Raw genomic sequence first — 13,296 nt, forward strand, 5'->3', positions numbered from 1 at the left:
ATGGAACGTTCTAAGGAAGAACGGGTTCATTCAGTCTTTGAAAGCATTTATGACAATTATGACAAAATGAATTCCGTAATCAGCTTCAAGCAGCATATCGCATGGCGAAAGGACACTATGAAAAGAATGAATGTCCGGCCCGGCGCGAAAGCCCTGGATCTTTGCTGCGGAACGGCTGACTGGACGATTGCCCTCGCCGATGCGGTTGGAAAGGGAGGCGAGGTTGTCGGACTGGATTTCAGCAAGAATATGCTCAAGATTGGGCAGCAAAAAATTGATGCCCTTAATCTATCCCAGGCCTCGCTTATCCACGGAAATGCAATGGAACTGCCGTTTCTGGATGATACTTTCGATTATGTCACGATTGGTTTTGGGCTCAGGAATGTTCCTGATTACATGCAGGTCCTGAAGGAAATGTATAGGGTGGTGAAACCAGGAGGGATCGCGGTTTGCCTGGAAACATCCCAGCCAACCTTGCCTGTATACAGGCAGTTGTATTTCTTTTATTTCAGGTTCATCATGCCGTTGTTCGGAAAAATGTTTGCAAAAAGCTATAATGAATATTCATGGCTCCAGGAATCCGCACGCGATTTCCCGGGAGCGAAGGAGCTTGCCGGGATGTTCGAGGAAGCCGGTTTTCAAAAAGTTTCCTATAAGCCATACAGCGGGGGCGCGGCCGCCGTCCATTTCGGGCATAAACAGTAAACAAGAAGTTTTATCAGAAAAGCAGGGTGAATGCCTCTATGAAATTAAAAATGATGACTTCATTTTTAAATTCCGATCTTATTTTAATCGAGAATACACTTGAAGAAACTATCCAGGCTGAATCCTTGCTGCTCAGGCAGGCCTCTTTGCATACCCTCCAGGCGGGCGGAAAACGCATCCGTCCTGTTTTTGTTTTGCTAGCCGCGAAATTCGGGAATTATGATATCCATGTCGTAAAAAACGCCGCGGTATCGCTAGAATTAATCCATATGGCTTCTCTCGTCCACGACGATGTTATCGATGACGCGGAATTGCGCAGGGGCAAGCCGACGATTAAGTCCAAATGGGACAATCGGATAGCGATGTATACCGGGGATTATATTTTGGCGCTGTCCCTCGAAGTAATGACTTCAATAGAAAAACCAAAAGCCCATAAAATTTTGGCGAATACGATTGTGGAGGTTTGCGTCGGCGAAATCCAGCAAATCAGGGATAAATACAGGTTCGACCAAACGATGCGGGACTATTTCAGGAGAATAAAACGGAAGACGGCCCTCCTTATCGCTGTTAGCTGCCAGCTCGGGGCGATATCCGCCGATGCCAGCGAAGAAATCAGTAGAAAGCTTTACTGGTTTGGATACTATGTCGGGATGTCCTATCAAATAATCGATGATATCCTAGACTTTACCTCAACGGAAAAAGAGCTTGGAAAGCCTGCGGGAAGCGACCTTTTCCAAGGGAATATCACGGCGCCAGTCCTATACGCAATGGCCGATTCCCATTTGAAGGAAAAGATAGTCCGAATCAATGAACATTCAAGCCGGAAAGACCTGGATGAAGTGATAGAAACGATTAAAAATTCCGGCGCCATTGAAAAGTCGCTTGATTTAAGCGATCGCTATTTGAAAAAGGCATTGGCCATCCTTGATGGGCTTCCCCAGAACCGGGCGAAAAAAACGCTGAAGGATATAGCTAAATTTATCGGAAAGAGAAAATTCTGATCCGTTCGTTAAAAGATCCATTCACGCGTTTGCTTCTTGCGATTTTTTCTAATCAATGGTACGATTTTCGTGAATTGCCTCTATGAGCAATCATGATACATATATGTTTAGGAGTGGAAATAATGGAAAAAACATTTTTAATGGTTAAGCCAGATGGTGTACAAAGGGCTGTAATCGGAGAAATCGTGGCCCGTTTTGAAAAGAAGGGTTTCCAGCTTGTTGGGGCGAAATTGATGAACATTCCCCGCGAAATGGCTGAAGAGCATTATGGGGAGCACAAAGAACGCCCATTTTTCGGCGAATTGGTTGACTTCATTACTTCCGGCCCTGTATTTGCCATGGTATGGCAAGGCGAGAATGTCATCACGACAGCCCGCCAAATGATGGGTGCCACCAATCCAAAGGATGCTGCTCCTGGAACAATCCGTGGCGAATTCGCACTGACTGTTGGCAAGAATATCATCCACGGATCCGATTCACCTGCAAGTGCGGAGCGCGAAATCGGCATCTTCTTCAAACCTGAAGAGCTAGTTGAATACACAAAACTAATAAACGGCTGGGTATACTAATCCCAAAGGGGCACTTGTCAAACGAGTGCCCTTTTTGTATACGTTTACTTTTGTTGAATATTCTGTTTTTTCCTGGTTTAATCATAGCCGATACATAGACCAAAGATAAATAGCCTAGTGACAAAACCACAAATGACCTGTAACATAGCCTTAATCATTTTTAAAAGGGGAATGAAAACATGAGATATCTAACCGCGGGGGAATCGCACGGCCCCCAGTTGACTGTAATTATCGAAGGAGTTCCGGCCGGCTTGCCAATCCAAGCTGAACAAATCAATCAGGAGCTTGCCCGCAGGCAGAAAGGTCACGGCAGGGGCAGACGGATGCAGATTGAAAAAGACACAGTGGAAATTGTTGGCGGAATCCGTCATGGAAAAACAATGGGTTCGCCAATTGCGCTTGTTATAAAAAATGATGACTGGAAGCACTGGACACATATTATGGGGCCGGAACCGATTGATGAAGAAGCCGAGTCTGAAGTGAAGCGCAGGATTTCGCGGCCTCGTCCCGGCCATGCAGATTTGAATGGCGCGATAAAATACGGGCACAGGGATATGAGGAATGTCCTTGAGCGTTCTTCTGCAAGGGAAACGGCCGCCCGTGTCGCCGCAGGCGCAGTCGCAAAGGTGCTGCTTGGGCAGGCTGGCATTGAAATAGTTTCCTATGTCACTGAAATTGGCGGGGTAAAAGCGACGGTCCCAGAGTTGTCCATGGCTGATATGAAAAAAATGAGCGAAAACTCGCCTGTACGCTGCCTTGACCCGGAAGCGGAACTAAAAATGATGGAAGCCATTGATACGGCGAAAGAAAATGGAGACTCAATTGGCGGTATTGTTGAAGTTACAGCCACGGGCATGCCAGTCGGAGTGGGGAGTTATGTCCAATACGACAGGAAGCTGGATTCACGAATCGCGGGTGCAATTGTGAGCATTAATGCCTTCAAGGGGGTAGAATTCGGGATTGGCTTTAGAGCGGCCGAAATACCTGGCTCACAGGTCCATGATGAAATCATTTGGGATAAAGAAACCGGCTATACGAGGAGAACGAACCGGCTTGGCGGTTTCGAAGGCGGTATGACAAACGGGATGCCGATTATCGTAAGAGGGGTTATGAAGCCAATCCCGACCTTGTATAAACCCCTTCAAAGTGTGGATATCGAGACGAAGGAGCCTTTTTCCGCCAGCATTGAACGGTCTGATAGCTGTGCTGTTCCCGCGGCGGCCGTTGTTGCGGAGAGTGCGGTTGCATGGGAGCTTGCTTCCGCGCTGGCTGAACAATTCAATACGGACAGGCTTGATGTCTTTCTTGAGGAAATCAGGAACCACAGGGAACGGGCGAGGTTATTCTAATGGAGTCGCTCGAAATCAACACGGGTTCAAAAAAGTACCCAGTCATGATCGGCGAGCATGCTGTGTCTCTGCTGGGGGATTATCTGGGCCAACTTTCTTTCACCAAGTTGCTGATCATTACCGACAAAAACGTCGAAAAAATCTGTCTGCCGATTCTTTTGGGGAACTTGCGGAGCTATCATCCGTGCGTTTTTACCGCGCCAGCAGGAGAACAGGCAAAATCAATCGATACTTACTACGAGGCCATGACATCCGCACTTGAAAACGGCCTGGATAGGAAGTCGATAATTATTGCCCTGGGCGGAGGAGCGATTGGCGATCTTGCGGGATTCGTCGCCGCTACTTATATGAGGGGAATCCGGTTCATTCAGGTTCCAACCACGATTCTCGCACATGATAGCTCGGTCGGCGGGAAAACAGGGATCAACCACAGGCTCGCCAAAAACATGATCGGTGCATTTCATCAGCCGGAAGCTGTATTTTATGACCTTTCTTTTTTAAAAAGCCTCCCTTCGGAGGAAGTCCGTTCTGGTTTCGCTGAGGTTGTAAAGCATGGCTTGATTGGCGATCCGTCCTTTTACCGATGGCTAAAATCAAATATTCAAGATCTCGGAAACATAAGCATCGGGCAATATGAAACGATGCTTGCGATGGGGATTGGCGTAAAGGCATCGATTGTTGCTAAAGATGTAATGGAAACAGGCATACGGGCCTTCCTTAACTTTGGACATACCCTGGGCCACGCGATAGAAGCTGAAATGGGATATGGGAAAGTCACTCACGGGGAAGCGGTGATGATTGGCATGCTATTCGCGTTGGAAGCGAGCAAGTCGGAGGCAGGGCTTGAATTTGACCTTGAAAGCTTTCGCGCCTGGGTGGAAAAGCTCGGCTTTTCCGCCTCCATTCCTTATGGCATTGAACCGGTGGGCTTGTTGAAAAGGATGAAACAGGATAAAAAGGCCGTAGGAGGGACAGTGAAGTTTGTTTTTCTTGAGGAAATCGGAAAGCCAAGCCTTAGAGACATAGATGATTCAAGGCTGGAATCGTTGTTGAATAATTTCTTACTTTCAAAAAAGTAAAAAAACGCTGACTTCTGGATTTGCCTGTGTTAGAATGAAAAGAAAAACTCACACGCACTTTAAAGCGTTAAAGCGATGTGGTGAAAACAACAACGAGGTGTTTATAATGCGCTGGAAGAAGCAATTGCTAACCCTTACCCCATATCAGCCAGGTAAATCGATTGATTCAGTAAAAAAACAATACGGCTTGGAAACGATCGTTAAACTCGCTTCAAATGAAAATCCGTTTGGCTGTTCGGACAAAGTATTGGAACGTATTAAAAACTACAGTGAAAGCCTGGCCCTTTACCCGGACGGGCGTGCCGGGGAATTGAGGGAAACCCTAGCAAATATGCTCGGGATTCCCAATGACAGGCTCATTTTCGGAAATGGTTCGGATGAACTTATCCGGATCATTTCAAGAGCCCTCCTGTACCCGGGTGCAAATACGGTAATGGCTTCGCCAACCTTTCCTCAATACCGCCATAATGCGGTACTTGAAGGCGCTGAAGTTCGTGAGGTTGAATTGGTCGATGGTAAGCACGATTTGCAAGGGATGCTTGACGCGGTCGATGAAAATACGAACGTAATCTGGATATGCAGCCCTAATAACCCAACCGGAACCTATATCCCGGATGAAGAACTTCAATCCTTCCTGGAACAGGTACCAGGGAACATATTAGTTGTTATCGATGAAGCGTACTATGAATATGTAACAGCTGCGGACTTTCATGATTCTCTCTCAATTACCGATAAATTTCCTAATGTAATAGCTTTGCGTACATTCTCAAAAATCTATGGGCTGGCAAGCCTGAGGGTTGGATATGGCATTGCGGATCCATCGATTATCAAGGTTCTCGAGCCTGCCAGGGAACCTTTCAATGCAAATTCCTTTGGACAGCAGGCAGCGAAGGCCGCTCTCTCCGACCAGGAATTTGTCGCGCGTTGCAGGGAGATAAACAGGAAGGGCCTTGAAATGTTCTACCAATTTTGCGAAACCCATGGTTTGCCATATTATCAATCCCAGGGTAATTTTATTTTGATTAATTTCAGAATGGATGCCAACAAAGTATTCCAAAGTATGCTCGAACGCGGCTTTATTGTGCGTTCAGGCGCCTTGCTTGGCTTCCCCCAATGCGTACGGGTGACGGTCGGCTCGGAAAGCCAGGTAGCCGCCTTGCTGAAGGAATTAGAAGCATTCCTAGAAAAAGAATCCAAGGCGTTTGCTTAAAGGGAGTGCGGAAATTGAACGGTAATGTTTTCATCATTGGAATGGGATTGATTGGCGGTTCTTTGGCACTTTGCATTAAAAAGGCTCATCCTGATGCAAAGGTATCAGGGTTTGATGTAAGGAAACGCCAGGCCGAATTAGCAAAAATGTTTGGGGCGATCGATGAAATTTCTGAAACAATTAGGGAAGGGGCCTCGGATGCGGATTTAATCATTATTTCCGCCCCTGTCAGGGAAACAGCGAGAATCCTGATGGAGCTGTCAACATGCGCAATTAAGGAAACGGTCATCATTACGGATACTGGAAGTACTAAAAAGGAAATATCCCGCCTCGCCGCCCCCTTAAAACAAAAAGGTTTTTCGTTTATTGGGGGCCATCCGATGGCTGGGTCCCATAAAAGCGGAATTACAGCCGCGAAGGAAATCCTTTTCGAAAATGCATTTTACATATTGACGCCCGAAGATTCCCGGGAAAAGGAAAGTGCAGCCGATCTTAAGGAATGGCTAAGGGGGACGAACGCCAGGTTCCTTGAACTTTCCCCGGAAGACCATGATTATCTGGCAGGGGCAATAAGCCATTTTCCACACATCATCGCGGCCTCGATTGTCCATCAGACTAAAAGCTTGTCAGGCAGTAATGACCTGCTCCCGAGGCTTGCAGCCGGCGGATTCAGGGACATTACCAGGATTGCGTCGAGCAGCCCGGAAATGTGGCGTGACATTCTTCTCCATAATAAAGACGTGCTGATCGAATTGCTCGATTTATGGGGTAAGGAAATGGAGCGTGTCCGCCGCCTTTTGGGGACATCAAATGAGGAGGAGCTTACCGCGTATTTTTCTGAGGCGAAACAATTCCGCGATGGGCTGCCTGTGAAAGAAAAAGGGGCTATACCAGCTTTTTATGATTTGTATGTCGATATACCGGACTATCCAGGGGTTATCTCTGAAATTACGGGTTATCTTGCGAAAGAAGAAATCAGCATTACGAATATCCGCATAATCGAAACGAGGGAAGAAATATACGGAGTGCTGGCAATCAGCTTCCAAACAGCAATGGATAGGGAAAAGGCCGAGAAATGCATCCAGGCGTGCACTTCCTATCCCACTTCCTATGAATAATAAGTTTGAATCCGGAGGTGCAGAATTGAAACAAATAAGCGTTATGCCCGCAGCAAAGGGCTTGTTGGGCGAAATCAGCGTTCCAGGTGATAAATCTATTTCCCACAGGGCGGTCATGTTCGGGGCGATTGCCAATGGAACAACTTCAGTAAGGAACTTTCTTCCGGGAAATGATTGCTTAAGCACTGTTTCCTGTTTCCGGAACCTTGGCGTGAACATTGAGACGTCAGGAACTGAAATAAAAATACATGGGAATGGTATCGAGGGCCTAAAGGAACACACTGGCATTCTTGATGTCGGCAATTCCGGCACCACGATACGGCTAATGATGGGTCTGTTGGCGGGTACGCCGTTTGTTTCCAGGCTTATCGGGGATGAGTCGATTGCCAAAAGGCCAATGAACAGGGTAGCGGCACCGTTAAGGGAAATGGGGGCGTTGATTGATGGCCGCGAAAATGGCAAATTCATCCCGATTACGATTACCGGTACTAGGCTGAAAGGGATTTCCTATTCGCTTCCGGTTGCGAGCGCCCAGGTAAAATCGGCCATCCTCCTTGCTGGCCTGCAGGCTGATGGCGAAACCACGATATCCGAAATCGCTCCCACTAGGGATCATACAGAAAGAATGATTCGCCTGTTTGGCGGGAAAATTGAAACTTCAGGCAAGTCCATCGCAATACAAGGCGGGCAAAAGCTATACTGGACCGACTTCGAAGTTCCTGGCGACATCTCGTCGGCCGCCTTTTTCCTTGCAGCAGGCTCGCTCGTTCCGGGAAGCGAAATTTTGCTTAAAAATGTTGGCTTGAATTGGACAAGGACAGGAATTCTAGATGTGTTAGAAAAGATGGGAGCCGATTTTTCGATTATTCGTACATCGGGCGATGTGTTTGAACCCTCGGGAGACATCCTCGTAAAGTATTCCCGCCTAAAAGGCACCACAATTGGCGGGGACCTTGTTCCACGGCTTATCGATGAATTGCCAATCATAGCCCTTCTTGCCACCCAGGCTGAAGGGGAAACCATCATTCGGGATGCGGCTGAGCTCCGTGTCAAAGAGACCGACCGGATTGAAACAGTCGCGGATGAACTGAGGAAGCTTGGTGCGAAAATCGAAACAACTCCCGACGGCATGGTAATTTCAGGTGAAACACAACTTGGAAGCGGGACTGTGACAAGCCATGGCGACCATCGAATTGGTATGATGCTCGCTGTTGCAGGGCTTATTTGCCAAAAAGAGATCGAACTCCATGATATCGAGGCCATTGATGTTTCCTATCCGGACTTTTTCACCCACCTTGGTAGCATTAAATAAAACCCTAAGTAATGGATGTGGCGCCAGTTCCTTGATTGGCGCCGCTTCCTGTTTCCGGGCTATAACATATTAATTTGTGCGTCATATTTTGTTTCATTCAGCATAGCTTGTCTTAAGACTTGCTAAAGGGTGATGAAATGCCGTACATTATTGAAAATGCTACTATTTTAAGGGAAGGCAAACGCTCATCCCAATCCATTTTGGTGGAGGGTGGAAAAATAACGGCTGTCCGAGATGAATTGCCTGCCTATTCGTACATGAAAATGAATGTTGACGCGTTTTTGATGACCCCTGCCTATACGATTCTTGATGGAAATCTCCCCGAAAATTCTCCTGAGGAAATAAAAGCAACCATCGAAGAAAAGTATTTAAAAAATGGGTGCACAACTCTCCTTACCTATGCGAAGGTTGACTATGAAAGGCTAATTGCCCAGAAGCTTTCCGAGGTAGAGGAAAGCCTGGCCGGAATCCCCGCCGATTATGCGATTGGAATAAAAATCCCAATCCGGATATTAAGCCCTGCTGTATTAAGAGAATGCAAAAAAAGGAAGCTTCCTGGTGTGTTTGTGGAATTTACGACTGCGGCCTCTCTTGAACAAATTCCATGGGGGTGGGTCCGGGAAGCGCTGTTTCCCTATAATTGCCCTCTTATTCCCTCGATACCCATACAGGATGAGGCGCAGAAAAGGTTACTTTTGGCTAAGTGGAAAAAGGTTATGGAGAATGAACGAATTCCATCACTGCACTATGAAGTGGAGGAGAGTGTGCCAGTTGCTTCCCAGGCGCTAAACCGGATGGGGATATTTCCCTGGAGGTCGAGCCTGATTCATAACGCGGAGCTAAGCTATAATCTATATTGGAATGAGGGAATGGGCGAAACTGATGAAAGGTCATTTTTCCTGCACCATGGCGACAAACTTGTGTTGACAGTCAGAAGAGGAAAAATTATCCGGATTGGAAGCAAGGCTGATTTTGCAGAAGGAAGTGGGGAACATATTAAAGTTAAAACCCACTCCTTTTTCGCCATATGAAAATAAAAGGGTTCGGAGCGAGGATAGATGGAAAAAACAGAGAAAATTATTGATTTGCTTGAAAATGGCCAACATAAGGAAGCTATCGAGGAATATAATGAAGTATTAAAAAGCGGGCCGCCAGAGGAAAAATTCCTCCTTGCCGAAAGGCTGCTTCAGTACGGTTTCCTGCAAGAGGCCATATCCCTGTTTGAAAATCTCCTATTGTATTATCCAGGGGAAGGGGAGATTATCGTCCTCCTCGCAGAGGCTTATGTCGATAATGGCGAGGAAGAAAAGGCGATCCTTCTTCTTGAGGAAATAGAGCCAGATGACCCCTCCTACGGGGAGGCACTAATTCTTCTGGCTGATTTATATCAGCTTCAGGGATTGTATGAGGTAAGCGAGAGAAAGCTCTTAAGCGCAAAAAAGGCGTTGCCTGATGAAACGGTAGTCGATTTCGCGCTTGCTGAACTATATAGTTCAATGGGGGAAATGAGGAAAGCAATCGACTATTACGAGGAAGTATTAAAGTCTGAGGATGAGATAGCGGGCATTAGCATCCACCAGAGGATTGCGGACTGTTTAAGCGCCTCCGGGTCGTTCGAAGATGCGATGCCATACTATGAAAAAGCGCTTGAAGGGAAGGTTGAAATCAATACTTTGTTTGGCTGTGCTTTTACTGCGCTCCAGGCGGGATATAACCGGACTGCGATTGAAAGGTTTCAGGAACTGAAGCAGCTTGATCCGGAGTACCACTCTCTATACCTGCACCTTGCACGTGCCTATGAAATTGAAGAATTGCCTGATCTTGCCCTTAAGACTGTCATTGAGGGAATTAGGCAAGATGAATTCAACAAGGATCTTCACTTTTTTGGCGGGAAACTCGCCCTGAAGTTAGGCAGGCAGGATGAGGCCGAACAGTTTTTAAGGGAGGCTATCGCCCTCGACCCGGGGTTTACAGAAGCCGCCCTTATACTTAATAAGCTGCTTTTGCATCAGGAAAGGTATGAAGATGTAATAGAACTGATCGAGGCTGTTGAAATCGTTGAACACGCCGAACCGCAATTCCATTGGGATGCCGCTTTGGCGTTTGAAAATCTTGAAGATTACGTGCGAGCGATGGAAAGTTATGCTGCCGCGTATCCATATTTTAAAAATAATGAAAATTTTTTGAATGATTATGGATATTTTTTAATTGAAGAAGGAAAAACCGCCGACGCCGCCGAAGTTTTTAAAGAGCTTCTAAAGCGCAATCCTTTAAATGAAGAATATGCAGACCTGGTTGAACGCCTTTCCCAGAAATATTAAAGTTTAAACTCGCAGAGGAGGGAAACGATTATGGCAACCCCTGTATCTGTCAACGAGAAAAAGGACTTTATCAGATGGTTTTTGAACCATTACCAGTTAAAGAGAAGAGAATGCGTGTGGATCCTGAATTATCTAATGAGCCATGACCAGTTGATGGAGAAGGTGCATTTCGTCGAACAGGCCCAATATTGCCCGAGGGGCCTGATTATGTCGGCCCATTGCACAGACAAAGTGCCGTTCCGTTTTTATAAGGAAAATATTATGACCACCGACGCGGAAAAATCTTTTCACGACATCCGGCTGAACAGGGACGAAGAAATCTATATCCAGTTGAATTTCAATGCATCGAACAAGGTTCATCAATATGCCGCGGTTCTTGAGGATAATCCTTATGTGCCAAGGCATTTGCAAGTCAATGAGAAGGATAGGGCCGATGCAGAAAAATTCCTCCAGCACAGCATCCAGCGTTTTAACCAGGAAAAACTTCTTCAGCTGATCGACGAGGCGCTCGACAAACAGGACAAGGAAGCATTCCTTGCTTTTTCCGAGCAGTTGAACAAGATGAAAAAAGATCAGCATAATGGAAGCCTGCTCTAAGCAGGTTTTTTCTTTTGGGTGTAAATTTTGCACTTTGAGGACTGTAAATTAACCCCTTTAATTTTGTTTAAAGTGATATGATAGAAGCAATGTTAAAAATGAATGCGAGGAGAAGAAAGAATGAAATGGTCCGCAGAGGATATTCGATCCTATTCCAGCGCGAAAGAATATGTGGATACAGCCATTATCCCTTTAATTGGCGTGGATTTCGGAGACGGGATAGCGCAATCCGCGTCATCGACGGAGTATATAGGCCTTCTGGCCGCGCAGCTTGAAAGGCAGTTCACAGGGAGGATTTTGTTGCTGCCTTCTTTTACATATCTAAAGGAAGAGGCACCGGCTTCTTCAGCCGGGCGGCTCAACCGGTGGGAAGAAAAGCTTGCAGATGAAGGGATTCGGCATGTCTTTTTCCTTACTTCCGACCAGTCATGGAGGGAAGAGGAGAGAAATTTCAATGGTTCGCTTATCTGGCTTCCCGCGCTTCCGCTGGCAAACATGGAAGAAAAGCAAAAAACTCTCCTGATTAACGACCAGGTTAAACAGCTCATGCAGCTTTTCACAGCGAAATGGAGGGCGGAATGACCCCTCTTGCAAAGAAGGGCAGGATAAAAAATTCACAAAATAGTATTATATTGACCTTGCCAAAAGATTGATATATCATGATAATGTCCTAGTTAATATATGTTAATTGTCCCATGGACTTAACTTGTAAACAGAGGGGGGAAGAGCATGAGTAAGCATCGAGTTTCAAGAAGGCAGTTCCTTAGCTATACATTGACTGGCGTAGGGGGCTTTATGGCCGCGGGTATGCTGATGCCAATGGTCCGTTTTGCGATTGACCCAGTGCTAAAAGTAGATGAAGCCGGTGATTTCATCGCGACATCTAAAAAAGTAGCTGATATAACCAGTGAACCGGAACGGGTGGATTTTTCTTTCAAACAAAAAGATGCTTGGTATGAATCAGAAGTTACGAACACAGCTTGGGTTTACAAGGATGACAACGGGAAAATTGTTGCCCTGTCGCCTGTATGCAAGCATCTTGGATGCGTTGTCAACTGGAACGCCAGTGAAGACCATCCAAATGAATTCTTTTGTCCGTGCCATGCGGGCCGCTACTACAAAGACGGCGTGAATGTGCCGAACACACCGCCTATGAAGCCGCTTGATGTCTATCCGTACAAGGAAAAAGACGGCTTTTTGTATCTAGGAAAAGCTCAGCCAAGAAAGGAGGCGTAATCATTGTTAAACAAAATTTACGATTGGGTAGATGAACGTTTGGATATTACGCCCCTATGGCGCGATATCGCTGACCACGAAGTACCTGAGCACGTCAATCCCGCTCACCATTTCTCTGCATTTGTCTACTGTTTTGGCGGCCTGACCTTCTTTGTTACAGTCATCCAGATTTTGTCGGGCATGTTCCTGACGATGTATTATGTGCCTGATATTAAGAATGCATGGCAGTCCGTTTATTATCTGCAAAATGAAGTCGCATTCGGGCAGATTGTCCGCGGGATGCACCATTGGGGCGCGAGTCTCGTTATTGTTATGATGTTTTTACATACGCTGCGCGTATTTTTCCAGGGCGCATATAAAAAACCACGCGAATTGAACTGGATTGTCGGCGTGCTGATTTTCTTTGTCATGCTTGGCCTCGGCCTGACCGGCTACCTGCTTCCATGGGATATGAAAGCGCTGTTTGCAACGAAAGTAACGCTGCAAATTGTTGAAGCTACGCCGTTGATCGGCCCGCAGTTGAAAGCGCTGATGGCTGGGCACCATGAAATTGTTGGTGCGCAGACAATCTCGCGATTCTTCGCAATCCATGTATTCTTCTTGCCTGGCGCATTGCTGGGACTCATGGGAGCCCACTTCCTGATGATCCGGAAGCAGGGTATCTCGGGACCGCTATAAGGCGAACGTTCCATCTGCGGTGGTTTTCCGCGGTTGGACAGCTCCGTTTTATTGTCGCCAGAATCTCCGCTATAGCGCAAATTAAGCTGCAATAAGAACCCGATTGGTTCAAACAAGCCGC

Annotated in this window: 14 protein-coding genes; all 14 read left to right on the forward strand. The window is 46.5% G+C overall.

The features are described from left to right. The 14 genes from DRW41_RS12450 (at nucleotide 1) to qcrB (ending at nucleotide 13,175) form a co-directional block, all read left to right on the forward strand. The gene (locus DRW41_RS12450; RefSeq protein WP_115452340.1) at nucleotides 1-705 is read left to right on the forward strand and encodes a demethylmenaquinone methyltransferase; all 705 of its coding nucleotides are present in this window, start codon (nucleotides 1-3) and stop codon (nucleotides 703-705) included. A 38-nt stretch (nucleotides 706-743) separates the two neighbouring features. Next, nucleotides 744-1,706, forward strand: a complete 963-nt coding sequence (gene hepT / locus DRW41_RS12455; RefSeq protein WP_115452341.1) for a heptaprenyl diphosphate synthase component II — start codon at nucleotides 744-746, stop codon at nucleotides 1,704-1,706. A 122-nt stretch (nucleotides 1,707-1,828) separates the two neighbouring features. Continuing rightward, nucleotides 1,829-2,275, forward strand: coding sequence for a nucleoside-diphosphate kinase (gene ndk / locus DRW41_RS12460; protein WP_115452342.1), 447 nt, complete (start codon nucleotides 1,829-1,831; stop codon nucleotides 2,273-2,275). A gap of 179 nt (nucleotides 2,276-2,454) precedes the next feature. Beyond that, nucleotides 2,455-3,624, forward strand: a complete 1,170-nt coding sequence (gene aroC, locus DRW41_RS12465; RefSeq protein ID WP_115452343.1) for a chorismate synthase — start codon at nucleotides 2,455-2,457, stop codon at nucleotides 3,622-3,624. After that, nucleotides 3,624-4,703 carry a 3-dehydroquinate synthase gene (aroB, locus tag DRW41_RS12470; protein ID WP_115452344.1) on the forward strand — a complete coding sequence of 360 codons (1,080 nt, stop codon included), beginning with the start codon at nucleotides 3,624-3,626 and terminating at the stop codon, nucleotides 4,701-4,703. Before aroC ends, aroB begins: the two co-directional genes overlap by 1 nt. Nucleotides 4,704-4,809: 106 nt before the next feature. Continuing rightward, complete coding sequence (gene hisC, locus DRW41_RS12475) at nucleotides 4,810-5,913, forward strand: histidinol-phosphate transaminase (protein WP_115452345.1); 1,104 nt, start codon at nucleotides 4,810-4,812, stop codon at nucleotides 5,911-5,913. 14 nt (nucleotides 5,914-5,927) lie between these two features. Beyond that, the gene (locus tag DRW41_RS12480; protein WP_115452346.1) at nucleotides 5,928-7,031 is read left to right on the forward strand and encodes a prephenate dehydrogenase; all 1,104 of its coding nucleotides are present in this window, start codon (nucleotides 5,928-5,930) and stop codon (nucleotides 7,029-7,031) included. A gap of 43 nt (nucleotides 7,032-7,074) precedes the next feature. After that, a complete protein-coding gene (gene aroA, locus DRW41_RS12485) occupies nucleotides 7,075-8,343 on the forward strand; it encodes a 3-phosphoshikimate 1-carboxyvinyltransferase (protein ID WP_115452575.1) in 1,269 nt (422 codons plus the stop codon). 137 nt (nucleotides 8,344-8,480) lie between these two features. Continuing rightward, nucleotides 8,481-9,374, forward strand: coding sequence for an amidohydrolase family protein (locus tag DRW41_RS12490; RefSeq protein ID WP_115452347.1), 894 nt, complete (start codon nucleotides 8,481-8,483; stop codon nucleotides 9,372-9,374). Nucleotides 9,375-9,401: 27 nt separating this feature from the next. After that, nucleotides 9,402-10,664: a tetratricopeptide repeat protein gene (locus DRW41_RS12495; RefSeq protein WP_115452348.1), complete on the forward strand. Its 1,263-nt coding sequence runs from the start codon at nucleotides 9,402-9,404 to the stop codon at nucleotides 10,662-10,664. A 30-nt stretch (nucleotides 10,665-10,694) separates the two neighbouring features. Beyond that, nucleotides 10,695-11,261 (forward strand): ReoY family proteolytic degradation factor, encoded by a 567-nt coding sequence (locus DRW41_RS12500; RefSeq protein WP_115452349.1) that lies wholly within the window; start codon nucleotides 10,695-10,697, stop codon nucleotides 11,259-11,261. Nucleotides 11,262-11,381: 120 nt separating this feature from the next. Next, nucleotides 11,382-11,843: a YpiF family protein gene (locus DRW41_RS12505; RefSeq protein WP_115452350.1), complete on the forward strand. Its 462-nt coding sequence runs from the start codon at nucleotides 11,382-11,384 to the stop codon at nucleotides 11,841-11,843. A 147-nt stretch (nucleotides 11,844-11,990) separates the two neighbouring features. After that, nucleotides 11,991-12,497 (forward strand): QcrA and Rieske domain-containing protein, encoded by a 507-nt coding sequence (locus DRW41_RS12510; RefSeq protein WP_115452351.1) that lies wholly within the window; start codon nucleotides 11,991-11,993, stop codon nucleotides 12,495-12,497. A 3-nt stretch (nucleotides 12,498-12,500) separates the two neighbouring features. After that, a complete protein-coding gene (gene qcrB / locus DRW41_RS12515; protein ID WP_048825254.1) occupies nucleotides 12,501-13,175 on the forward strand; it encodes a menaquinol-cytochrome c reductase cytochrome b subunit in 675 nt (224 codons plus the stop codon). Nucleotides 13,176-13,296 lie beyond the last annotated feature (121 nt).

It is taken from the genome of Neobacillus piezotolerans (assembly GCF_003362805.1).
In the GTDB taxonomy this organism is placed as follows: domain Bacteria; phylum Bacillota; class Bacilli; order Bacillales; family Cytobacillaceae; genus Bacillus_D; species Bacillus_D piezotolerans.

Excerpts from the sequence above, each read along its gene's own strand:
- hepT (WP_115452341.1), top strand. The coding sequence starts at position 744 with ATGAAATTAAAAATGATGACTTCATTTTTAAATTCCGATCTTATTTTA.
- DRW41_RS12495 (WP_115452348.1), top strand. The coding sequence starts at position 9,402 with ATGGAAAAAACAGAGAAAATTATTGATTTGCTTGAAAATGGCCAACAT.
- DRW41_RS12510 (WP_115452351.1), top strand. The coding sequence starts at position 11,991 with ATGAGTAAGCATCGAGTTTCAAGAAGGCAGTTCCTTAGCTATACATTG.
- hisC (WP_115452345.1), top strand. The coding sequence starts at position 4,810 with ATGCGCTGGAAGAAGCAATTGCTAACCCTTACCCCATATCAGCCAGGT.
- DRW41_RS12505 (WP_115452350.1), top strand. The coding sequence starts at position 11,382 with ATGAAATGGTCCGCAGAGGATATTCGATCCTATTCCAGCGCGAAAGAA.
- DRW41_RS12500 (WP_115452349.1), top strand. The coding sequence starts at position 10,695 with ATGGCAACCCCTGTATCTGTCAACGAGAAAAAGGACTTTATCAGATGG.
- DRW41_RS12450 (WP_115452340.1), top strand. The coding sequence starts at position 1 with ATGGAACGTTCTAAGGAAGAACGGGTTCATTCAGTCTTTGAAAGCATT.
- aroB (WP_115452344.1), top strand. The coding sequence starts at position 3,624 with ATGGAGTCGCTCGAAATCAACACGGGTTCAAAAAAGTACCCAGTCATG.
- ndk (WP_115452342.1), top strand. The coding sequence starts at position 1,829 with ATGGAAAAAACATTTTTAATGGTTAAGCCAGATGGTGTACAAAGGGCT.
- DRW41_RS12490 (WP_115452347.1), top strand. The coding sequence starts at position 8,481 with ATGCCGTACATTATTGAAAATGCTACTATTTTAAGGGAAGGCAAACGC.
- aroA (WP_115452575.1), top strand. The coding sequence starts at position 7,075 with ATGCCCGCAGCAAAGGGCTTGTTGGGCGAAATCAGCGTTCCAGGTGAT.
- aroC (WP_115452343.1), top strand. The coding sequence starts at position 2,455 with ATGAGATATCTAACCGCGGGGGAATCGCACGGCCCCCAGTTGACTGTA.